18 protein-coding genes are annotated in these 21324 nt (G+C 69.4%); 11 read left to right on the forward strand and 7 right to left on the reverse strand.

Features of this window, described 5'->3' with window-relative positions:
* Positions 1-68: 68 nt before the first annotated feature.
* From NJQ99_RS02840 to NJQ99_RS02850, 3 genes are all read right to left on the reverse strand, one after another.
* Positions 69-620 carry a carboxymuconolactone decarboxylase family protein gene (locus tag NJQ99_RS02840; RefSeq protein ID WP_269331283.1) on the reverse strand — a complete coding sequence of 184 codons (552 nt, stop codon included), beginning with the start codon at positions 618-620 and terminating at the stop codon, positions 69-71.
* 76 nt (positions 621-696) lie between these two features.
* Positions 697-1254 (reverse strand): peroxiredoxin, encoded by a 558-nt coding sequence (locus NJQ99_RS02845; protein ID WP_269331284.1) that lies wholly within the window; start codon positions 1252-1254, stop codon positions 697-699.
* Between the two features lie 195 nt (positions 1255-1449).
* Positions 1450-2265: an IclR family transcriptional regulator gene (locus NJQ99_RS02850; protein ID WP_269331285.1), complete on the reverse strand. Its 816-nt coding sequence runs from the start codon at positions 2263-2265 to the stop codon at positions 1450-1452.
* A gap of 208 nt (positions 2266-2473) precedes the next feature.
* Between NJQ99_RS02850 and NJQ99_RS02855 the strand changes: the two genes are divergently transcribed.
* Together NJQ99_RS02855 and NJQ99_RS02860 are read left to right on the forward strand one after the other, a co-directional pair.
* Entirely contained in the window at positions 2474-3628 is a 1155-nt protein-coding gene (locus NJQ99_RS02855; RefSeq protein WP_269331286.1) for an acyl-CoA dehydrogenase family protein, read from the forward strand.
* Positions 3625-5211: a class I adenylate-forming enzyme family protein gene (locus tag NJQ99_RS02860; protein WP_269331287.1), complete on the forward strand. Its 1587-nt coding sequence runs from the start codon at positions 3625-3627 to the stop codon at positions 5209-5211. Before NJQ99_RS02855 ends, NJQ99_RS02860 begins: the two co-directional genes overlap by 4 nt.
* A gap of 22 nt (positions 5212-5233) precedes the next feature.
* Here NJQ99_RS02860 and NJQ99_RS02865 read toward each other — a convergent pair whose 3' ends face one another.
* Entirely contained in the window at positions 5234-7243 is a 2010-nt protein-coding gene (locus NJQ99_RS02865) for a TRAP transporter permease (protein ID WP_269331288.1), read from the reverse strand.
* A gap of 151 nt (positions 7244-7394) precedes the next feature.
* Entirely contained in the window at positions 7395-8543 is a 1149-nt protein-coding gene (locus NJQ99_RS02870) for a TAXI family TRAP transporter solute-binding subunit (RefSeq protein ID WP_269331289.1), read from the reverse strand.
* 153 nt (positions 8544-8696) lie between these two features.
* Here NJQ99_RS02870 and NJQ99_RS02875 point away from each other — a divergent pair, with 153 nt between their 5' ends.
* A complete protein-coding gene (locus tag NJQ99_RS02875; RefSeq protein ID WP_269331290.1) occupies positions 8697-10358 on the forward strand; it encodes a thiamine pyrophosphate-dependent enzyme in 1662 nt (553 codons plus the stop codon).
* 229 nt (positions 10359-10587) lie between these two features.
* Here NJQ99_RS02875 and NJQ99_RS02880 read toward each other — a convergent pair whose 3' ends face one another.
* The gene (locus tag NJQ99_RS02880) at positions 10588-11370 is read right to left on the reverse strand and encodes an enoyl-CoA hydratase-related protein (protein WP_269331291.1); all 783 of its coding nucleotides are present in this window, start codon (positions 11368-11370) and stop codon (positions 10588-10590) included.
* Positions 11371-11516: 146 nt separating this feature from the next.
* On the opposite strand from NJQ99_RS02880, the gene pcaF reads away from it, so the two are divergent.
* From pcaF to NJQ99_RS02900, 4 genes are all read left to right on the forward strand, one after another.
* Complete coding sequence (gene pcaF / locus NJQ99_RS02885) at positions 11517-12725, forward strand: 3-oxoadipyl-CoA thiolase (protein WP_269331292.1); 1209 nt, start codon at positions 11517-11519, stop codon at positions 12723-12725.
* Position 12726: 1 nt separating this feature from the next.
* The gene (locus NJQ99_RS02890) at positions 12727-14235 is read left to right on the forward strand and encodes a 3-hydroxyacyl-CoA dehydrogenase (protein WP_269331293.1); all 1509 of its coding nucleotides are present in this window, start codon (positions 12727-12729) and stop codon (positions 14233-14235) included.
* A gap of 77 nt (positions 14236-14312) precedes the next feature.
* A complete protein-coding gene (locus NJQ99_RS02895) occupies positions 14313-15035 on the forward strand; it encodes an SDR family oxidoreductase (RefSeq protein WP_269331294.1) in 723 nt (240 codons plus the stop codon).
* Entirely contained in the window at positions 15032-17128 is a 2097-nt protein-coding gene (locus tag NJQ99_RS02900; protein ID WP_269331295.1) for an acetate--CoA ligase family protein, read from the forward strand. Before NJQ99_RS02895 ends, NJQ99_RS02900 begins: the two co-directional genes overlap by 4 nt.
* Before the next feature lie 3 nt (positions 17129-17131).
* Here the strand turns inward: NJQ99_RS02900 and NJQ99_RS02905 are convergent, their stop codons facing one another.
* A complete protein-coding gene (locus NJQ99_RS02905; RefSeq protein ID WP_269331296.1) occupies positions 17132-18130 on the reverse strand; it encodes a FliM/FliN family flagellar motor switch protein in 999 nt (332 codons plus the stop codon).
* Between the two features lie 201 nt (positions 18131-18331).
* Here NJQ99_RS02905 and NJQ99_RS02910 point away from each other — a divergent pair, with 201 nt between their 5' ends.
* From NJQ99_RS02910 to NJQ99_RS02925, 4 genes are all read left to right on the forward strand, one after another.
* The gene (locus tag NJQ99_RS02910; protein ID WP_269331297.1) at positions 18332-19195 is read left to right on the forward strand and encodes a branched-chain amino acid aminotransferase; all 864 of its coding nucleotides are present in this window, start codon (positions 18332-18334) and stop codon (positions 19193-19195) included.
* 46 nt (positions 19196-19241) lie between these two features.
* A complete protein-coding gene (locus tag NJQ99_RS02915; RefSeq protein ID WP_269331298.1) occupies positions 19242-20018 on the forward strand; it encodes a metallophosphoesterase family protein in 777 nt (258 codons plus the stop codon).
* Between the two features lie 82 nt (positions 20019-20100).
* On the forward strand, positions 20101-20679 hold the full coding sequence (locus NJQ99_RS02920) for a polysaccharide biosynthesis/export family protein (protein WP_269331299.1): 579 nt from the start codon (positions 20101-20103) through the stop codon (positions 20677-20679).
* Between the two features lie 97 nt (positions 20680-20776).
* Positions 20777-21298, forward strand: coding sequence for a hypothetical protein (locus tag NJQ99_RS02925; protein WP_269331300.1), 522 nt, complete (start codon positions 20777-20779; stop codon positions 21296-21298).
* The last annotated feature ends 26 nt before the right edge of the window (positions 21299-21324 follow it).

Below are 21324 nucleotides of genomic sequence, written 5' to 3' on the forward strand. Positions count from 1 at the left end.
CGAAAAAGGAAACGGCCGCCCGGGGGGAGCGGGCGGCCGTCAGGCGTGTCAGGCGTACCTTTTGGGGGTCAGGCCGCCTGCGCCAGGGAGGACTGCAGCGCGGCCTCGCCGTCGAGGACGGCAGCCACCGCGTTCACGACGGAGGCGATGCGCACGGCGGTCTGGATCTCGGCGGGCTTCAGGCCATGCTTGCGCAGTTCGGCCTCGTGCGCGTCGATGCATGCGCCGCAGCCGTTGATCGCGGAGACGGCGAGCGACCAAAGCTCGAAATCCGCCTTCTCGACACCCGGATTGCCGATGACGTTCATCCGCAGTTTGGCGGGCAGCGTCTTGTAGTCCGGCGCGGACGCGAGGTGCACGAAGCGGTAGTAGATGTTGTTCATCGCCATGATCGCGGCGGCTGCACGCGCGGCCTTCAGTGCCTCGGGCGCAAGCTTGTCCGCAGCCTCCGCCTCGATGGCGGCGATCACGTCGCGCTGGCGCGTGGCGTGCGCGGAGGCGACGAGGGTGCCCCACAGGCGCTGCGCGCCCAGGCTTTCGTCATTGGCGATGGAGGACAGGTTGAGCTTGATGTCCTTGGCGTAGTCGGGCAGTGCCGACTTCAGCGTCTCGATCGACATGGGTGCGGGTCTCCAGCGTTCGGGGAAGGGTGGGGCCGGCGGCGGTCCGCCGGCCCCGTCTCGCGGGGGAGAGAGATCAGGCCGCGGGGCGCAGGACGTCGCCGCCCACCGAGCGGTTGCAGGGGCAAAGCTCATCCGTCTGCAGCGCGTCGAGGATGCGCAGCGTCTCCTTCGGGTTGCGGCCGACGTTGAGGTTGTTGACCGAAACGTGCTGGATGACGCCATGCGGGTCGACCAGGAAGGTCGCGCGCAGGGCCACGCCTTCCTCGGAGCGGACGCCAAGCCCGTCGACCAGCGCGCCCGTCGTGTCGCCGAACGAGTAGTGGTTGAGGTTCGCGAGGTCCGGGTGCGCCCGGCGCCATGCGAGCTTCACGAACTCGTTGTCCGTCGAGCCGCCAAGGAGCACGCAGTCGCGATCCTCGAGGTCGTCCTTGATGTTCGCGAACTCGACGATCTCCGTCGGGCAGACGAAGGTGAAGTCCTTCGGATAGAAATAGATGAGCTTCCACTTGCCCTGGAAGCTCGCTTCCGTGATCTCCTCGAACGCGCTCTCGCCGTTCTCTTCGGGGTTCATGAAGCCGGGCTTCGCAGCCAGGACCTTGAATTCGGGGAGACGATCGCCAACACCGAGCATGATTGAAACCTCTCTCGTTTCCGTTGCGTTTTCAAAACCTTGGTAGCGCGCGACAGGCCGTCGCCGCCGTCACGAACAGGCATATAATGGAACTATTCTAAAACGCAATAGCCCAACAGGGCGCCGGACACGATTTTTTGCGCCGCAGCGAGGTCGCGCTGCGGCACCGGGCCAAAAGGGGAATGGGACAACCGGTCAGACGGTGCCGCGGCCGAGGATCGCTGCGATCTCCACGAGGCGGGGGCCGAACTCCTGCATCAGCCGCTCCTGCGAGAGCTTGAAGGCCGGTGCGCCGCAGTTGAGGCCGAAGATCGGCGCGCCCTCGTCATTGAGGATGGCGACGCCGACGGCGTTCACGTCGGCCTGCCAGTCGCCGAAGGAGGTGCAGAAGCCCTGGGCGGCGATCTCCTCGCGTGCGCGCTCCACCCCCTCCACGATCCGGGGATAGGCGTCGGGCATCCGGTCTTTCATGGCGCGCAGCAGGTAGTCGCGCTCCCCGTCCGGCAGGGCGGCGAGCAGGGCGCGGCCCATGGCCGACGTGCCCAGCGTCACCCGCGAACCCACGTCGAGGCTGAGCGTCACCGTGCCCGGCCCGCGCGCACATTCGAGGTAGACCATGGCGAGGCGGTCGCGCGCGCCGAGCGCGACGGATGCGTCCGCCGCAGTCGCCAGTTCCTGCAGCAGGGGGCGCGCACGGGTGCGGATGTCGAGACCCGACAGCATGGAGTAGCCGAGCGAGAGAACCCCAGCCCCCAGCCGGTAGCGCCCGCTGTCCGGCGACAGCGTCAGATAGCCGAGCTTGGTCAGCGTGAATGTCAGCCGCGAGACGGTCGCTTTCGGAAGGCCCGTCCGTTCTGCGAAATCGGCGTTCGTGAGCCCAAGCTCCCCCTTGCGGAAGCACCGCAGGATCTCGAGCCCGCGTGCGAGCGCCGTCACGAAATGGCGCTCGCCCTCGAACTCGTCCGGAATCCAGCCCGCGTCTTCGGCTATCGGCTTGGGCGGACGTTTCATGAGAGACACTCCAGGGGGGCGGGCGAACTTTTGGCGGTCATCTTACAGATGCGGCCGCCGTTTCAAAACAACCTCTCGCGCGTTTTGAACGGGCCAGGCGCGGGATGGCAGCCCGCGCAGACCCGACACGCAAGGGAACCGCATTGCGAAACCCAGTTCCGTTTTTATACTCCGCGGGCGGGAGAAAAGGAAATCAGGAGAACGACCGATGGCGCTGGATGCGGAGACCTTCAACAGTCTGCTCGACACGATCGAGCGCTTCGTCGCCGAACGCCTGCGGCCCGCGGAAGCCCAGGTCGATGCCGAGGACAAGGTCCCCGACGCCATCGTCGAGGAGATGAAGGAGCTGGGGCTCTTCGGCCTGACCATCCCGGAGGAGTTCGGGGGGCTCGGCCTCAATTGCTCGGAAGAGGCCCGCGTCGCCGTCGCGCTGGGGCATACCTCCCCCGCGTTCCGGTCGATCTTCGGCACCAATGTCGGGATCGGCGCGCAGGGCATCGTCATGGACGGCACCGAGGAGCAGAAGCAGAAGTATCTGCCCGGAATGGCATCGGGGGATATCATCGGCTCCTTCTGCCTGACAGAGCCCGATTCGGGATCGGACGCCGGTGCGCTCAAGACCCGCGCCGACCGGGACGGCAACGGCTACGTGCTCAACGGCACGAAGCGCTACATCACCAATGCGCTGAGGGCGGACGTGCTGACCGTCATGGCGCGCACGGACCAGGGCGAGCCGGGGGCGCGCGGCGTCTCCGCCTTCATCGTGGACGCCCACACCGACGGCATCCGCATGGGCAAGCCCGAAAAGAAGATGGGCCAGCGCGGCACCTATGTCTCCGACGTGATCTTCGAGGACGTGAAGGTGCCCGCCGACGCGCTGATCGGCGGCAAGGAGGGCCAAGGCTTCAAGACCGCGATGAAGGTGCTCGACCGCGGGCGGCTCCACATCTCCGGCGTCTGCGTGGGCGTGGCCAAGCGGCTGATCGCGGATTCGCTCGCCTATGCCGCGGAACGCAAGCAGTTCGGCAAGCCCATCGCCGACTTCCAGCTGATCCAGGCGATGCTGGCGGACAGCGAGACCGAGTGCGCGGCTGCGGAAGCCCTGCTGCACGACGCGGCGCGGCGCAAGGACGCGGGCGAGCCGATGACGAAGCTCGCCGCCATGTGCAAGTATTACGCTTCCGAGATGGTGGGGCGCGTGGCCGACCGGGCCGTGCAGGTCCACGGCGGCGCGGGCTATGTCGCCGACTACGGGATCGAGCGGTTCTACCGCGACGTGCGCCTTTTCCGGATCTACGAGGGCACCTCGCAGATCCAGCAGATCATCATCGCCCGCGAGATGCTGAGGGAGTTGCGCGGATGACAGAGGCCGGGGAGGTGGCGCCGACGCTCGCGCCGCCCGTTCCGCCGGCGCCGCATGGGGCGCCCGAACTGCCCATCGGCCGGTTCCGCTGGCTCGACGAGCCGGTCCGGCACTGGGCGGGGGTGACGCCGGAGCGGGTGGCGGTCGGCGACGGCCGCCTGAGCCTCTCATATAGCGCGCTCGACGCCGCCGTCGACCGGATGGCGGAGCGGCTGGCCGAACTGGGCGTCCAGGCTGGCGACCGGGTGACGATCGTGCTCGAGAACTCGGTCGCGGGTGCGGTGACGCTTCTGGCCTGCGCGCGGATGCGGGCGTGGGCGGTGCCGCTCAACGCGCGCCTGTCGGACCGGGAGATCGATGCCATTGCAGACCACTGCGGACCGCGCGTCATGGTCTTCACGGATGCAGCCTCGCACGATGCGCGCCACCAGGCCGACCGGCTGGGCGCGGCCGAGGACGCGGCGTTCGGCCAGCTCGGCGCGCGCGTCCGGGTGCTGGAGCCCTCTTGGCCCGAGCCCGTCTCCGCCGATCCTGTAGAGCAGGTCGCGGCGCTGATCTACACCTCCGGCACGACGGGTGCGCCGAAGGGGGTGATGCTGACCCACGACAATCTCGTCTTCGTCGCCGGGCGGTCGTCGGTCACACGCTTCCTCAACCGCGAGGACCGGGTCTATGGCGTGCTGCCGATGAGCCATGTGTTCGGCCTCGCCTCGGTGCTGTGCGGCACGCTCTACCAGGGCGCGCGGCTCGACGCCGTGGCGCGCTTCCAGGCGGAGGAGTGCGCCCGCGCGCTGGCGGAGGACGGCGTGACGATCTACCAGGGCGTACCGCAGATGCACGCGCGCCTCGTCTCGCTCGCCAAGGTCCGGGGCGCGCCGCTGCCCGCGCCGCGGCTGCGCTACATGTCCTCGGGCGGTGCGCCGCTCGACATCGGGCTGAAGATCGCGATGGAGGCGATGTGGGGCCAGCCGCTGCACAACGGCTACGGTCTGACCGAGACCTCGCCCACGGTCACGACGACGCCGACGGATGCGCCGGCGCGCGACGCAAGCTCCGGCAAGCTGATGCCGGACGTCGAGGTGCGCATCGCCGATCCGGAAACGGGCGCGGCGCTGGCCCCCGGTGCGGTCGGCGAGATCCAGGTGCGCGGGCGCCTGGTGATGAAGGGCTATTACCGCGATCCGGCGCAGACCGAGGCGGTGATGACGGCGGACGGTTTCTTCCGCTCCGGCGACCTCGGCCGCATGACGGAGGAGGGGGAGCTTTACGTCGTCGGACGGCTCAAGGAACTCATCATCCGGTCGGGCTTCAACGTCTATCCGCCGGAGGTCGAAGCGGTGCTGACCGGCCACCCGGACGTCGCCATCTCGGCGGTCGTGGGCAAGGAAATCGACGGCAACGAGGAGGTGGTGGCCTTCCTCCAGCCGGTGCCGGGACGCACGCTCGACGAGGCGGAACTTCGCGCCTTCGTGGAGTCGCGGCTCGCGCCCTACAAGCGGCCCTCGCGCTATGTCGTCATGGAGGAATTGCCCGCGACGTCGACGGGCAAGCTTCTGAAGGCGCGGCTGCGGGAGATCGCCTGAGCGGCCCCCCGCCGTTGCGGTCTCAGGCGGCAGCGAGGCTCGCCTGCCGCCGCGCCCGGGCGAACAACGCGGCGGGCGCCGCGAGCAGCACGCCGATCCCCGACATGGTGAAGTGGCCGAGCCCGAACACCACCCCGTTCGGCACGATGAAGGCGATGCCCGCGACGAACAGCAGAAGGCGCAGCGCGAGCGCGAGCGGGCTGCCGCCAATCGAGCCGAAGCCCGCGAGATAGCCCTGCAGCGACGAGCCCAGGAACCACACGCCGACGAGCGCCGTGGCGATGTTGAGGGTCACGTTGATTGCGCCGCCCTCGCCGATCAGGGCCGGGTTCAGCACGAAGAAGAAGGGCACGATGTAGATGACGGAGCCGAGGCGCATCGCCTCGAACCCGGCGCCCATCGCGCTCGTCCGGGCGAGCGTCGCGGCCGCGAACGCCCCCAGCGCCACCGGCGGCGTGATGAAGGACACCATGCCCCAGTAGAGGATGAAGAGGTGCACGGCCAGCTCGTTCAAGCCCGCCTGCACGAGCGCGGGCGCGAGCACCACGGCAAGGAAGATGTAGCAGGCCGTCACCGTCATCCCCATGCCGAAGATGAAGCTGGTGATCGCCCCCATCAGCAGCAGCATGAAGACGGAGCCGCCGGCGAGGAACACGAGGTCGTTGACGAGCGTGCCGGCAAGGCCCGTCGCGGAGAACGCGCCCACCACGAGACCGATGCCAAGGAGCACGGCCACAAGCTCCGCCAGCGCCTTGCCGATGGCGAATGCGAGGTTGAAAAAGCCCGAAAGCGACAGCCGGTGCGTCTTCGAGAACTGGTTGATCACCAGCAGCAGCGCGGTCGCGTAGAAAGGGGCCCACGTCTCCTGCCTCAGCACCATCAGGAACACGATCAGCAGGCCGAAGACGAAAAGATAGAACCAGCCCGAGCGCATCGTCTCGCGCATCGAGGGCAGCTCCTCGCGCGGCATGCCCTTGAGCCCGCGCCGGGCGGCATAGGCGTCGATCTGCACGAACAGGCCGAAATAATAAAGGACCGACGGGATCGCCGCAGCGAGCGCGATGTGGATGTAGGGGATGCCCAGGAACGACGCCATGATGAAGGCCGTCGTGCCCATGACAGGCGGCATCAGCACGCCGCCGGTCGACGCGCACGCCTCCGTCCCCGCGGCGTAGCGCGCCGGGAAACCCGACTTCTTCATGGCCGGGATGGAGACCGCGCCCGTGGTCAGAACGTTGGAGATCACGCTGCCCGACATCGATCCCATGAAGCCGCTGGCGAAGATCGCGACCTTTGCCGCGCCGCCGCGCAGATGGCCGACCATGGCGAGCGCCAGATTGTTGAAGAAGGCGCCGCCGCCCGTCATCTGTAGCGCGGCGCCGAAGACGATGAAGCCGATGACCAGCGTGCCGAAGGCGCGCATCGGGATGCCGAAGGAGCTTTCGCTCGAGATCATGTGGAAGGGAATCGCGTCCCAGAAGGGCAGCGGATAGCCCGAGACCGGTCCCGGCACCATGTCGGCAAACGTCGGGTAAAGGCCGAAGAACAGCACGACGAGGAAGATGACCGTGCCGCCCGCGCGCCGTGCCGCCTCCAGAACCAGGACCCAGAGAGCAACCGAGAGATAGCGCGCATCGTCGGGGGCTGCATACTCCCACCCCTCGGTCAGGCTCTGGTCCGAGGTCCACGCGAACCAGAAGGCCACGGCAAGCGAGACCGCCGACAACAGCACGTCGTACCAGGGGACCCGGTCGCTCTCCGTCGCGAAGGGTGGGAAAACGAGGAAGGTGATTGCGAGAAACGCACCCGCCAGGAGGTAGAGATAGGCCCCCTCGAGCACGACCAGGCCGAACAGCTGCAGGTTGAAGAGCTGGTTGACCGAGATCAGAAGCGCCGCCAGCGTCAGGACGACCACCACGGCCTTGAACGGGCCGGACAGTGCGCGCGTGCGCACGCCGTCGGCGATCTGTTTGGGCGGCACGCTGCCCTCCTGCGAGGACGGACCGGCTGTCTGGTCGTTGGCGTTCGGCATGGCAAACTCGGCAGGCTGAAGCGCACGGGGGCAGCGAACGGGGCGGCCGGTCGCACGCAAGGGTCCGGATCGAAAGAGGGGCGGCCTTGCAACCGCCCCTCATGGGTTCACCGAAGGACGCCGTCTCAGGACGTCTGGTTCGTGAGCGCGATCAGAAGACCGGGTCGAAGCCCGCGGCCTCGAGCGCCATGCGGCGCTTCTGGACCCAAGTTTCTTCCCACTTGTCGTCGGCGACATCGAGAGTGAGCGCCTCCTGCCATGCCTGTGCCAGCACGCGCTGACGCTCGAGCAGGCGGTCGTTGTGGGCCTGCGCCTCGTCGTTCCAGACGCCCTTCTCCTTGAAGTAGCGGATCGCGCCGTCGTGATAGGGCACGGCCCACTTGAAGTTCTGCCGCTCCAGCGCCCAGCCGCCGATGCCCGGCGCCTTTCCGTCGTACTGCGGGAACAGCTCCACCATCGCCTTCGTCATGTTGTAGGCGAGGTCGCCGTCCTGGCTCTCGTAAGCGGTCAGCACCGGATAGGGATAGGCGCCGCCCTCATATGGATTCTCTTTGGACATGCCCGCGCCGACGGTCGCCATGTTCGGCTGGAAGAACGGGGCGATGGCCCGCATGCGCGCCCAGCCCTCGGTATCTTCGTGCGGCAGCGGCGGCCAGACGATGCCGCGCGGGCTCGCCTCGAGTTCGTAGACCTTGCCGGAGTTCGTGGCGGCGAACGCCGCGTCCGCCTGGCCGTTGATGATGGCGTTCCAGGAATCGCCGAAGCCGCCGAACTCGACCTTGATCACGTCGTCCCAGGTCAGGCCCGCAAAGGCGAGATAGGCGGTCACGTTCACGTTGAGCGCCGGCGCGCCGCGCACCCATGCGACGCGCTTGCCCTTCAGATCGGCATAGGTCTTGACGCCGATGTCGCCCGCGACACCCACCGCGAGGTTGATGTTGCCGTTGTTGGCCAGCAGGACGCGGATCGCCTGCGGTCCCCAACGCTTCTCGCCGAACTCGAACACGCCCTCCTGCGCCATGAAGCTCGCGCCGACACCGGTCGCGGAGAACTGGACCCGTCCCTGGCGCAGCGGCTCGTTGCGCGAGACGTCGTTCTTGCCGGGCAGGACGCGCAGGTCGACCCCCAGTTCGTTCTTCAACGCACCGCCGATCGCCACGGCCTGGTTGTAGCCCGCAGAGCCCGTGTCGTAGGCGGTCCAGGCGATCTGGCCCGGAAGCTTGATGTCCTGGGCCGAAGCGGACCCGAGAGCCATTGCGCAGGCGGCCGCGATGGACGCCGCATATACGTGAAGACGCATGTGTTCAGACCTCCCTGTCATGCAGAACAGCTTCTTGAACGGTCCGTCTTGCGGAACGCTGTTTCGCAGATCAGGCTAAGCCGAAACCGGCGGCCACGACAAGGGCGCGGTCGCCGCACCGTGACAAAGAATCGAACCGAGGAGTTTTCGCCCATGGCCTCCACCGCTGCCGCGCGGCTCGTCGAAGCGCTCCGCGCCCATGGCGTCGACCGTGTGTTCTGCGTTCCCGGCGAGAGCTATCTCGCGCTGCTCGACGCGCTGCATGATGCCGACGACATCGACGTGGTGGTCACGCGCCACGAATCGGGAGCGGGCTTCATGGCGCTCGCCGACGCCAAGCTGACGGGGCGGCCGGGCGTCGCGGCGGTGAGCAGGGGACCGGGGGCGACGAATGCCTCCATCGCGGTGCACCTGGCCGAGCAGGATGCAGCGCCGCTCGTCCTGCTGGTCGGGCAGGTCGCCCGGCACGAGCGCGGGCGGGGCGCGTTCCAGGAGGTCGACTACGGCAAGACCTTCTCCGACATGGCCAAGGGCGTGTGGGAGGTGCACGACGCAGAACGCCTGCCGGAGGTGGTCGCGCGCGCCTTCCACGTCGCCATGTCCGGCACGCCTGGCCCGGTGCTGATCGTGCTGCCCGAGGACATGCTGGAGGACGCCTGCGCAGCAGACGTCGTACCGCCCCTGCCGGTGGCCGCGGGTGGCCCGTCGCAGGAGGACGTGGCGCGCGTCGCGGCGCTGCTCGAAAAGGCAGAGCGCCCGCTGATCGTCGCGGGCGGCGCGCTCGACAGCGAACGGGGGCGCGCCGCACTTGCGCGTGCCGCGGCGCACCATGGGATCCCGGTCGCGCTGAGCTTCAAGCGGCAGGATATCTTCGACAATGCCTCGCCGCTCTATGCCGGGTACCTCGGCTTCAAGATCCCGAAGCCGCTCGTCGAAACGCTGTCGCAGGCGGACCTGATCCTCGCCATCGGCACGCGGCTGACCGACACGGCGACGCAGGGCTACACGCTGCCCACCGCGCCGGTTCCGCGGCAGCCGCTCGTCCACGTCTACCCGGACGCGGGCCAGATCGGGCGCGTCTTCCGCACCGACGTGGGGCTGGCGGCGGACCCGGCGGCGCTGCTGGAGGCGCTGGCGAGCCTCAACGCGACGCGGGCGGGCGACCGCACGGCATGGGCGGAAAAGACCCACGCCGCCGCGCTGGGTGCGGCCTTCGCGCCGCGCGATCTGCCCCGTGGCGTCGACTTCGGCCGCGTCGTGCAGGCACTGCGCGCCAGGGCCGACCGGGATGCGACGATCATCACGGATTCGGGGAATTTCTCCAGCTGGGTGCACAAGCTGTGGGGCTGGGACGGAACGACGCGGGCCATCGGCTCGGTCGGGGGCGCGATGGGCCTCGCCATGCCCGGCGCGGTCGCGGCGGCGCTGCGCGATCCGGGCCGGCAGGCGCTGACTTTCATCGGCGACGGCGGCGCGCTGATGACCGGGAACGAGCTTGCGACCGCGTGCGCGCGCAACCTGCCGGTCAAGGTCTTCATCCTCAATAACGGGACCTACGGCACGATCCGCCTGCACCAGGAAAAGGCCTATCCGGGACGGGTCGTGGGCACGGACCTCGTCAATCCCGATTTCGCGGCATGGGCGCGCGCCTTCGGGGCGGACGGGCTGACCGTCGCGGCGCCCTCGGATGTGGAGGGCGTCGTCGCGCAGGCGCTGGCCGCCAAGGGGCCGGTCGTCGTGGACGTGAGGTCGGATGCGGAACTGCTGTCGGCCTTCGCCACCGTCAGCGGGCTGCGCGCGGCTGCGGGGGCGTAAAGCGCGGATTTAACCGACATGTCCGTCGTCCCCGGCCCCGTGCTGGGGACCCATGCCCGGGGCGGTGGCTGAGTGAGGGAGGCGTTTGCTGCCGGTTTCGCGTCACATGCGAGCGTCGGCGATAATGGATCCCCGGCACGGGGGCCGGGGATGACGATTGAATATAAGGGCGGGGTAGTGCCGGGGATGACGGGAGAAGAGGCAGGCCCGCCGATGACGGGAGGGGGCGCTACTCCCCCTTGAACTCCGGCCGGCGCTTGTCGAAGAAGGCCTGCATCCCCTCGCGCTTGTCCTGGGAGGAGAAGACGACCTGGAAGGACTTGCGCTCCAGCGTGAGCGCGGCCTCGAGGCTCGCGTCCTGGCCGAGCACGATGGCCTCCTTGATGGCCTGTGCGGCGAGCGGGGGCATGCGGGCGATGTCGCGCGCGGTCTTGAGCGCGGTCTCCAGCACCTCGGCGTCCGGCACGACCTGGCTGACGAGCCCCATCTGCAACGCTTCCGCCGCACCGATGGGCCGCCCGGTGAGGCAGAGACGCATCGCCTGGAACTTGCCGATGGCGCGGGTGAGGCGCTGCGTGCCGCCCGCACCCGGAATGATGCCCACGCGAATCTCCGGCTGGCCGAGCTGCGCACCTTCGCCCGCGATCAGGATGTCGCAGCACATGGCAAGCTCCAGCCCCCCGCCCAGCGCATAGCCGCTGATCGCCGCGATCACGGGTTGCGGCGCGCGGGAGACCGCCTGGAAGTAGCGTTCGGAGCGGCGCTTCAGGACCTCGATCGCGGTGGCGTCGATGAACTCCTTGAGGTCGGCGCCGGCGGCAAACGCCTGATCGTCGCCGGTCAGCACGATGGCGCGCACGCTCTCGTCGTCGTGCAGGTCGAGGAAGGCGGCGGCCAGCGCCTTGCGCGTAGCCATGTTGAGCGCGTTGCGCGCCTCCGGCCGGTTGATGCGGACGAGGGCCACACCCTCCTCCGGCCGCTCCACGAGAACCAGTTGCTTGTCGGTTGCCATCGCCATTCCTCCCGTTATTCTGCACGCCGAAACGTCGTTTCGCAGGCTCGGCGGCGACTATGGCAGACCGGGCCGGAGCGATAAACACCGCGGGCAATGCGCGTCGCGCATGGAGAACCCGCAGAACCACCGTCGGAGGGATGGACATGGCCGAAGCCTTTATCTGTGATGCCGCGCGCACGCCTATCGGGCGTCATGGCGGCAGCCTGGCGCAGGTGCGCACGGACGACCTGGGCGTCGTGCCGCTGAAGGCGCTGATCGACCGCAATCCCGACGTCGACTGGGGCGCTGTGGACGACGTGATCTACGGATGCGTGACGCAGGCGGGCGAGGACAGCCGCAACGTAGCGCGCAACGTGGCCCTGCTCGCAGGGCTTTCGACCGACATTCCGGGGGTGACGGTCAACCGGTTGTGCGGGTCGTCCATGGAGGCGGCGGTGCAGGCCGCACGCGCGATCAGGACGGGCGACGCCGAGCTGGTCGTCGTCGGCGGCGTCGAGAGCATGTCGCGCGCGCCCTATGTTATGGGCAAGGCGACCGAGCCCTTCTCGCGCAACGTCCAGATGTTCGATACGACCATCGGCTGGCGCTTCCCAAATCCGGTGATGGCCAAGAAATTCGGCCTCGACGCCATGCCGGAGACGGCGGAGAACGTGGCCGAGCAATTCCAGATCAGCCGCGAGGACCAGGACAGGTTCGCCGCATGGAGCCAGGCGAAGGCCGTGGCGGCGCAGGAAAACGGGCGGCTCGCGAAGGAGATCGTCCCCGTCCTGATCCCGCAGCGCAAGGGCGATCCCATCGTCGTCGACAAGGACGAGCATCCGCGCGCGGGCACGACCGTCGACAAGCTCGCCAAGCTCGGCACCCCCTTCCGCAAGGAGGGCGGCACGGTCACGGCGGGCAATGCGAGCGGCGTCAACGACGGTGCGGTCGCGATGATCGTCGCCTCGGAAGCGGCGGTGAAGAAATATGGGCTCACGCCGCGGGCGCGCCTCGTCGCGGGCGCGGTCGCGGGTGTGGAACCGCGCATCATGGGCATCGGCCCGGCGCCTGCGTCCGACAAGCTGCTGAAGCGGCTGGGGCTCAAGACCGACGACCTCGACGTGATCGAGATGAACGAGGCGTTCGCGGCGCAGGTGCTCGCCTCGGCCCGCATGCTCGGCATCGCCGACGACGATCCCCGCGTGAACCGCAACGGCGGGGCCATCGCGTTGGGCCACCCCCTCGGCATGAGCGGGGCACGCCTCATCATGACGGCGGTGCAGGAACTGCAGGAGACGGGCGGCAACCGCGCGCTCTGCACCATGTGCATCGGCATCGGCCAGGGCATCGCAACGGTCGTGGAGCGCGTCTGACATGGTGGATTTCGAGAAGGCCACCGCGACCGTTGGCGTCGTCGGCGCGGGCGCGATGGGGCAGGGCATCGTCCAGGTTTCCCTTCAGGGCGGGCTCAATGTCGTCGTCCACGACGCGCGCGAGGGTGGCGCCGCGGCGGGCGCCGAACAGGTGCTGAAGCGGATCGACCGCCTGGTCGAGAAGGGCACGCTGAAGGCCGAGGATGCGGCCGCCATGCGCGGGCGGCTGACGGTCGCCAGGGGGCTCGACGACCTCAAGCCCTGCGACGCGGTCATCGAGGCCGTGTTCGAGGACCTGGAGGTCAAGCGCGCGCTCTTCCAGGAGATCGAGGGCGTGGTGCGCGAGGACTGCATCATCGCGTCCAACACCTCCTCGCTGCCGATCGCGTCCATCGCGCGGGTGTGCAGGCACAAGGGCCGGATCGCGGGGATGCACTTCTTCAATCCCGTGCCCTTGATGAAGCTCGTCGAGATCATCCGCGGGCCGGAGACGTCGGATGCGACCGCGCAGGCGCTCATGGCGCTCGGCAAGCGGCAGGGGCGGGTGCCGGTGCTGGTGGCGGACAGCCCGGGCTTCCTGGTCAACATGGGCGGTCGGGCCTTCACGACGGAGGGCCTGCGCATCCAGCAGGAGTGCGTGGCCACCCCGGCGCAGATCGACGCCATCATGCGCGACTGCGGGCACTTCCGCATGGGTCCGTTCGAGCTGATGGACCTGACGGGCATCGACGTGAACTATCCGGTCAGCATGATCGTCTTCTCCGAATTCGGATACGACGCGCGCCTCCGGACCACGCCGCAGCACAAGCTGCTCTACGAGGCGGGACGCCACGGCCGGAAGACGAAGGCCGGGCACTTCACCTATGACGCGGACGGCAAGGCGACCGACGCGACCGGCGCAGACCATGTGACGGACGCGACGCCCGCCACGGCATGCGCGGTCGTGGAGGGGAACGACCGGCTCGCGAGCCTGCTGGAGGAGGCAGGCATCGCGGTCGGCGCGGACGACGGCAAGGTGGCGCTGGTCGCGGCCCCGATGGGCGAGGACGCCACGACCTTCGCGGTGCGGACAGGGGCCGATCCGAAACGCCTCGTCGCCGTCGACGTGACCGGCGACACGAGCCGCCGCGTGACGGTCATGACCGCGCCGGGGGCAGACCTTTCCCACCGCGACGCGGTCGCAGCGGCCATCGCGGGCACGGGTCGCAAGGTCACGGCGATCAAGGACTCGCCGGGCTTCGTGCTGCAGCGGATGCGGGCGATGATCGCCAACCTCGGCTGCGAGATCGCGCAGATCGGGCTCGCCACGCCCGCCGACATCGACACGGCGCTGCAACTGGGGCTCAACTACCCGCTGGGCCCGCTGCAGATTGCGGAGGACATGGGCGCAAGGACGACGCTCGCGATCATGGAGCATCTGCAGGCGATCACCGGCGACGACCGCTACCGGCCGAGCCTGTGGCTGCGCCGCCGCGCGCTGCTGGGCCTGCCGGTTCACGACGCCGGCTGACGGCCGGAACGACACGCAAGAGGATGCGGGCGGCGGCCGGACCAACGGCCGCGCCCTCCGGTTCAGGGAGGTAAGGGATGGAAGGGGCCGTTCTGGTCACCGGCGCGAGCCGGGGCATCGGGCGCGCGGTGGCGCGCGACCTGGCCGCGGCGGGCGCAACCGTCATCGGCATGGCGCGCCGGGCGCCGGGCGACGATTTCGAGGGCGAGGACTTCGTCGAGGCGGACCTCACGGACGCGCGCGCCGCCGCCGCGGCGCTGGAAGCGGTCGCGAAGCGCTGGCGCATCACGCGCCTCGTCGCCAATGCCGGGCTTGCGCGCATCGCGCCGGTCGAGAGCGCGTCGCTTGAGGACTACGAGGCGACGATGGCGCTCAACGTGCGGGCCGTGCTGCAATCCATGCAGGCGGTGATCCCGGCGATGAAGGCTGCGCGCTTCGGGCGGATCGTCCTGCTCGGCAGCCGGGCAGCGCTGGGCAAGGAGGGGCGCGCGGTCTATTCGGCGTCCAAGGCGGCGCTCACGGGGCTGATGCGGACGGCGGCCCTCGACCTCGCGCCGCACCGGATCACGATCAACACGGTCTCGCCCGGTCCGATCGACACCGAACTTTTCGCCGAGAACGCGCCGCCCGGATCGGCGGCCCGGCACGCGGTCGAATCGAAGGTGCCGCTTGGCCGCATGGGCCGGCCGGACGAGGTCGCGCATGCGATCCGCTATTTCCTCGAGGACAAGGCGGGCTACACCACCGGGCAGACGATCTATGTCTGCGGTGGGCTGTCGCTCGGATCGGTAGCGCTGTGAGCGATCTTCCTGCAAGCCTGCAACACATCCTCGCGCCGCGCCGGGTGGCGATCCTCGGGGCGTCGGACGGCCCCTCGCGGATCGGCGGGCGGCCGATCCACTACATGAAGGAAGCGGGCTTCGAGGGCGACATCCTACCGGTGAACCCGAACCGGGAGACGGTGCAGGGCCTCACGGCCTATCCCACGGTCAGCGACGTGCCGGGCGAGATCGACTTCGCGCTGGTCGCGCTGCCGGCGGCCGGGGTTGCCGAGGCCGTGCGCGCGTCCGCCGCAAAGGGGGCGAAGGCGTGCCTGATCTTCTCCTCCGGCTTTGCCGAGGTGGGTGAGGAGGGCGAGAGGCTGCAGGCCGAACTGACGGCCATCTCGCGGGAAACGGGCGTGCGGGTGATCGGGCCAAACTGCCTCGGCCTCTTCAACCCGTCGGCGGGCTTCTACCCGACGTTCTCGTCCTCCGTGGACGGGAACTTCCCGACGCCGGGCGGGCTTGCCATCGTGACCCAGTCGGGCGCGTTCGGCAGCCACCTCTTCTATACCGCGAACCAGAAGGGCATCGGCATCCGCACCTGGATCAGCACCGGCAACGAATCCGACGTGGACGTGTCGGAACTGATCGGGCACCTGGCGGAGGATCCGGGCACGAAGGTGATCCTCGCCTATGTCGAGGGCGCTAAGGACGGCCGCCGCCTGATCGCAAGCCTGGAGAAGGCGCGCGCGGCGAGGAAGCCGGTGCTGTTCTTCAAGGTCGGCCGGTCGGAGGTCGGGGCGGAGGCAGCACGGTCGCACACGGCGGCGCTCGCCGGCGCGGACGCGGTCTATGACGGCGTGTTGCGCCAGTACGGGGCCTATCGCGGTTCGACCGTGGAGGAATTGCTCGACGTCGCCTACGCAGCGCAGACGGGCGTCTACCCCACGGGCAAGCGCATCGGCCTGGTCACCATCTCGGGCGGCGCGGGCGTGATGATGGCGGACGCGGCGGAGGATGCGGGCCTCGACGTCGCGCCCATGCCGGAGGAGGCGCAAACGACGCTGAAGGAGCTTCTGCCCTTTGCCGCCGTGCGCAACCCGGTCGACATCACGGCGCAAGTGCTGAACAACCTAGACCTCGTGCCGCAGTTCCTGCAGGCGATGTACCGCGAGGGCGGCTACGACGCGATGGTCGCCTTCTTCACGATGACGGCCTCCTCGCCGATGATCGCCGACACGATGCGCGACCGCATCCTGAAGGGGCTGGAGGGCTATGAGGACCGCCTGACGGCGCTCTCCATCGTCGGCGGGCCGGAGGCGCTGAAGCGCTACACCGATGCCGGGCTTCTGAACTACGAGGATCCGGTCCGCGCGATCCGCGCCTTCGCGGCGCTGATGGGCTTCGGCCGCTCCTTCGCAGGGCAGGAGGGCCGCATGGCCGTCGCGGTGCCGCAGATGGCGCCGCTGCCTAGCGGCCCGCTCGGCGAGAAGGAGGCAAAGGAGATCCTCGCGAAAGCCGGGCTTCCGGTGGTCGAGGACCGGCTCGCCACGACAGCGGCGGAAGCGGAAGCCGCGGTGCGCGCCTTCGGGCGGCCCTGCGCCCTGAAGATCGCCTCGCCCGACATCCTGCACAAAACGGACGCGGGCGGTGTGCGCCTCAATGTGGCGGCGGAGGGGGCGGCAGACGCCTTCGACGCGATCATGGCGGCGGCGAAGGCTTATGACGCAAGCGCCCGCCTCGACGGCGTGCTGGTCTCGCCCATGGCGGGCGAGGGGGTGGAAACCATCCTGGGCGTGCAGCGCGATCCGGTGTTCGGGCCGGTGGTGATGCTGGGTCTCGGCGGCATCCACGTGGAGGTGCTGAAGGACGTGACGTTCCGCGCCGCGCCCTTCGACATGGAGGAAGCGCGCGCGATGATCGCCGACCTCAGGGCGCGCGCCATCTTCGACGGCGTGCGGGGCGCGCCGCCCGCGGACGTGGAGGCGCTGGCGGAGGCCGCGCACCGGCTGTCGCTCTTTGGGGCTGCACATGCCGATACGGTGGAGAGCGTCGACCTCAACCCGGTGCGCGTGATGGCCCGCGGCGAGGGGGTGCTGGCGCTCGACGCCCTGATCGTGAGGCGCTGAAGGTCAGGCCGCTTCCGCGGCGGCGACGCCTTCGACGGTGTCGTGCAGTTCCGCGAATGGCTGGGCGAAGGCGCTGAGCCCGTCGTCTGCGAGGCGGATGCCCTTCTGCCCCTTCAGCGCGCCGAGACGGCCGCGCGCAAGCGGCATGTAGCCCGAGCCGTCGCCCACGTCGATTTCCAGCGAGACGGGCAGGCTTCGGTCGATCTCCAGCGGCACGAGGGACCCCACCTCGAGCTTGGCGAGCGCGGCAACGGGCAGCGTGACCCGGTGCAGCACCGCCTCGATCGGCAGGGGCGCGCGGGCGACCTGGCGGGTCAGCGTTTCCGACCAGCCCGGATCGGGCCGCGTGTCGCCGCGCCAGGGCTGGCGGAGCACCTGCTTGACGGGCTCCAGCATCGGCATGGGGATCAGAAGCTCGATCCGGTCGGTCGTCTCGGAGGTTCCCAGCGTCAGGTCGAAGCCCGCGAGAATGGCGGGCGTCTGCGGTCGCGCCACGGCAGCCCGCGCGATGTCGAGCTCGGCGCCGGAAATGTGCGCGGCGGGCGCCTCCGCATCGGGGGCCGCATCGGTAAGGCCGAGCGAGAAGGCATCGGCCGCGAGGCCCGCAAAACGCATGGCCAGACGGCGGTCGAGCGGGGTGGGCGACCAGTCCTCCGGTATCTCGGCGGCGGCATCTCCCGCATGGCCGAGGAGACGTTCCACGACGCGCTCCACCAGTGGGGCGGGCAGGCGGATCAGCGCGGAGACGGCCCAGCCGTCCACCGACAGGATGCAGGCGAGCGCAGGCCCCTCGAACGCGGTGGCAGCCTCGCCATAGCGGCGCACGCGGATCGCGGCGGGCTTGACCTCGGCCTCGGTGCCGAAGAGCGCGCCCGCGCGCGCGGCCAGCCTGCGGCCCATGCAGTCGAGCACGACCGGAAGAAGCGGATATTCGCCAAGCTGGTCGGAGACCATGCCGAGCTTGCGGCGCAATGTCGCTGCCGTGGTTCCCGTGGAAGACATGCCCTGACCTTGTTTCCCTTCCTGCGCGTGCCTGGGAAATTCTGCACCTATAGGTCGCATGGACTTTGCTAAGAGGCCATTAACGCTATGGCCCGGAAAGGTTGCCTTTCGCGCCCGGATCGCGACGATAGGCGGCACACGGGGCAGGCCGCTCGGGACCGGCCGGACCTGCCCGCAGACAGTCAGACAACGAGGCTTATCATGGTGGAATGGTCGCGTACCTGGACGTGGATCGAGGGCGGCTGGCACGAGGGCAACGTCCAGATCATGGGGCCGCGCACGCACGGGATGTGGCTGGGCTCGGTCGTCTTCGACGGGGCGCGCGCGTTCGAGGGGGTGGCGCCCGACCTCGACCTGCACCTCGAGCGGGTGAACCGGTCGGCGGCGGCGCTGAAACTCAAGCCCTTCATGGCCGTCGGAGAGATGCTGGAGCTGGCGCAGGAGGGGATGGCGAAGTTCTCTCCCGACGAGGCGGTCTACATCCGCCCGATGTACTGGGCCGAGGAGGGTGGTTTCTTCTCCGTGCCGCCGGATCCTGAGACCACGCGCTTCTGCCTCTGCCTCTACGAGGTGCCGATGCCGCAGCCGGGGCGCAAGCTGGCGCTGACGCTGTCGCGCTACCGCCGCCCGACGATCGAAACCGCGCCGGTGAACGCAAAGGCCGCCTGCCTCTATCCGAACGGGGCGCGCGCCCTGATGGAGGCGAAGGAAAAGGGCTTCGACAACGCCATCCTGCTCGACGCCATGGGCTATGTGGCGGAACTGGCGACCGCCAATGTCTTCATGGTCAAGGACGGCGAGGTGCACACGCCCTATCCGAACGGCACCTTCCTCAACGGCGTGACGCGGCAGCGGGTCATCGCGCTGCTGAAGGCGGCAGGCGTGACGGTGCACGAGCGGCCGATCCTCTATGACGAGTTCCTGGCGGCGGACGAGATCTTCTCCACCGGCAATTATTCCAAGGTCGTGCCGGTCACGCAGATCGAGGGCCGGGAGCTGGAACCGGGACCGGTCGCGGCAAAGGCTCGGGAACTTTACTGGGCGTTTGCCCACGGCGGCCTATAGGGGGAGCGAGAGGGGCCGTCTTGGCGGCGGCCCCGCGCAACCCCACATGGGCGACATGGTGCTGACCCGTCTGAAGTCCTATCTCGATGCCGGAAGCGGCTGGCCGCGCGCGCCCGGCGACACGGTGATCTATGCCGTGGGCGACGTGCACGGGCGCGCCGACCTGATGGACGCGCTGACCGACCGCATCCGGCGGGACGCCGAGCGGCGCGAGGCGGAGCGGCGGCTGCTGGTCTTCCTCGGCGACTACATCGACCGGGGCGAGGATAGCCGGGGCGTGATCGACCGGCTGACCGACGACCCGCCGGACGGGTTCGAGCGGGTGTGCCTGCGCGGCAATCATGAGGAAGCGTTCCTCGCCTTCCTCGCGGATTCCTCGGGCGGCCCGGCCTGGTGCCGCTTCGGCGGGCTGGAGACGCTGATGTCCTATGGCGTGCTGGCGCCGGATGCGCCCGCGCCGCGCACGGCGGCGGAGTTCGAGGCGGTGCGCCTCGCGCTCTCCGCCGCGCTGCCGCAGACGCACCGCGAGTTCCTGGAGACCCTGCCCGTGCGGCACGAGGAGGGCGACTACCTGTTCGTCCATGCGGGCGTGCGGCCGGGCGTGCCGCTCGACGCCCAGACCGAACGCGACCTCACGTGGATCCGCGACGCGTTCCTGGCGCACGAAGAGCCGTTCGAGCGGTTCGTCGTGCACGGCCACACTCCGAGCGAACGCCCCCAGATCAAGCCGAACCGCATGGGCGTCGACACTGGCGCCTATCTGACGGGACGCCTTACGGCCGCGGTGCTGCACGCCGACCGGCGCACCACGCTCAGCACCTGAGGGTTGATCCCGGAATTGCCGAAACGCGCAGAGCGGGTATAAGGAAACCCGTCGCGCACAGGCTTCCGGGGAGACCCTCATCATGTGGCAGACCGCCTTGCGCCATGCCGCCGCCTTGCTGCTGCTGACGCTGGCGGCCTGCACTGGCACGCCCGCAGGCGTCGAGATCGCGGACGGGCCGGCGCTGGAGGCGCGCGCGCCGCTGCTCTACCGGCTCGGACCCGGGGACGAGGTGCGGCTGATCGTCTTCGGCGAGGACAATCTGTCGGGCACGTTTGCCGTCGATGCCGAGGGCACGCTCGCCATGCCCCTGATCGGCGCGGTGCAGGCCGCTGGGCTGAGCGTGCGGGAGCTGGAGGAGGCCGTGGCGCGGCGCCTCGCGGATGGCTACCTGCTCGATCCGAAGGTCAGTGCGCAGATCGCTGTCTATCGTCCCTACACCATTCTGGGCGAGGTCGCGCGGCCGGGAAGCTATCCCTATGCCGTGGGGCTCGGCCTGCTCGATGCGGTCGCGGCGGCAGGCGGCTACAGCTACCGGGCGCGGACGGGCGTCGTGCACATCGTGGCAGAGGGGGAGCGCGTGGCCCGAACCTACAAGGCCGCCCCGGACCTGCCGGTCTATCCGGGCGACCAGATCGTGGTGCCGGAACGCTACTTCTAGGAGACATCTGCCACCGAAAATCATCCGAAGGTTGCAAGATGCTGACACTTCGCACCTAATACGCACGTGTGGGGACAAGCCTGGGGGGCAGAAGGCCATGCGGGCGCGCAGGAAGGTCGCAGCGGTCGCCGTTGCACTGGCAATCGGGGGGCTGCCGGCCGCGGGGTTTGCTGCGGCGGCGTCCTGCGCGCCCGGCATGGCGGAAGATGTCTTCCGCGCCCATTCGGCCGGTGGGCCGCAGCTTGTCGCCCGGCTTGACGAGCTTGTGCGGGCGTGCCCGGCCGCGGCGGTGGAGATCACGGCGACTGCCTCGCGCGCGGGGCCGGCCGTGCAGGCCGCCGCGGGCGCGGGCCTGGCGCGTGCGGCCGCTGCACTGTGGACCGCCGACCGGGAGGCGGCAGCGACCGTCGCCGGCATCGTTCAGGACATGCCGGCGGGCGTCTTCTCCGGCGCCTTCTTCGCAGTCGTGGGCGTGCTTGCGGGCAAGGGGCCGGACCCGTGGCGGCCGCTGCCCGCCGGACACCCCAATCCGACGCCCGGCGGGGGGACCGGCAACGCCCCCTGCCGCCCCGGCAACTCATGGCACGACCGCGACCGGTGCGCGGCAAGCCCGCGCTGAGACCGGCGATGCGGTGTGCGGGCAGG

The organism is Futiania mangrovi (assembly GCF_024158125.1).
GTDB lineage: Bacteria > Pseudomonadota > Alphaproteobacteria > Futianiales > Futianiaceae > Futiania > Futiania mangrovi.

Excerpts from the sequence above, each read along its gene's own strand:
- NJQ99_RS02840 (WP_269331283.1), bottom strand. The coding sequence starts at position 620 with ATGTCGATCGAGACGCTGAAGTCGGCACTGCCCGACTACGCCAAGGAC.
- NJQ99_RS02845 (WP_269331284.1), bottom strand. The coding sequence starts at position 1,254 with ATGCTCGGTGTTGGCGATCGTCTCCCCGAATTCAAGGTCCTGGCTGCG.
- NJQ99_RS02850 (WP_269331285.1), bottom strand. The coding sequence starts at position 2,265 with ATGAAACGTCCGCCCAAGCCGATAGCCGAAGACGCGGGCTGGATTCCG.
- NJQ99_RS02855 (WP_269331286.1), top strand. The coding sequence starts at position 2,474 with ATGGCGCTGGATGCGGAGACCTTCAACAGTCTGCTCGACACGATCGAG.
- NJQ99_RS02860 (WP_269331287.1), top strand. The coding sequence starts at position 3,625 with ATGACAGAGGCCGGGGAGGTGGCGCCGACGCTCGCGCCGCCCGTTCCG.
- NJQ99_RS02865 (WP_269331288.1), bottom strand. The coding sequence starts at position 7,243 with ATGCCGAACGCCAACGACCAGACAGCCGGTCCGTCCTCGCAGGAGGGC.
- NJQ99_RS02870 (WP_269331289.1), bottom strand. The coding sequence starts at position 8,543 with ATGCGTCTTCACGTATATGCGGCGTCCATCGCGGCCGCCTGCGCAATG.
- NJQ99_RS02875 (WP_269331290.1), top strand. The coding sequence starts at position 8,697 with ATGGCCTCCACCGCTGCCGCGCGGCTCGTCGAAGCGCTCCGCGCCCAT.
- NJQ99_RS02880 (WP_269331291.1), bottom strand. The coding sequence starts at position 11,370 with ATGGCAACCGACAAGCAACTGGTTCTCGTGGAGCGGCCGGAGGAGGGT.
- pcaF (WP_269331292.1), top strand. The coding sequence starts at position 11,517 with ATGGCCGAAGCCTTTATCTGTGATGCCGCGCGCACGCCTATCGGGCGT.
- NJQ99_RS02890 (WP_269331293.1), top strand. The coding sequence starts at position 12,727 with ATGGTGGATTTCGAGAAGGCCACCGCGACCGTTGGCGTCGTCGGCGCG.
- NJQ99_RS02895 (WP_269331294.1), top strand. The coding sequence starts at position 14,313 with ATGGAAGGGGCCGTTCTGGTCACCGGCGCGAGCCGGGGCATCGGGCGC.
- NJQ99_RS02905 (WP_269331296.1), bottom strand. The coding sequence starts at position 18,130 with ATGTCTTCCACGGGAACCACGGCAGCGACATTGCGCCGCAAGCTCGGC.
- NJQ99_RS02910 (WP_269331297.1), top strand. The coding sequence starts at position 18,332 with ATGGTGGAATGGTCGCGTACCTGGACGTGGATCGAGGGCGGCTGGCAC.
- NJQ99_RS02915 (WP_269331298.1), top strand. The coding sequence starts at position 19,242 with ATGGGCGACATGGTGCTGACCCGTCTGAAGTCCTATCTCGATGCCGGA.
- NJQ99_RS02920 (WP_269331299.1), top strand. The coding sequence starts at position 20,101 with ATGTGGCAGACCGCCTTGCGCCATGCCGCCGCCTTGCTGCTGCTGACG.
- NJQ99_RS02925 (WP_269331300.1), top strand. The coding sequence starts at position 20,777 with ATGCGGGCGCGCAGGAAGGTCGCAGCGGTCGCCGTTGCACTGGCAATC.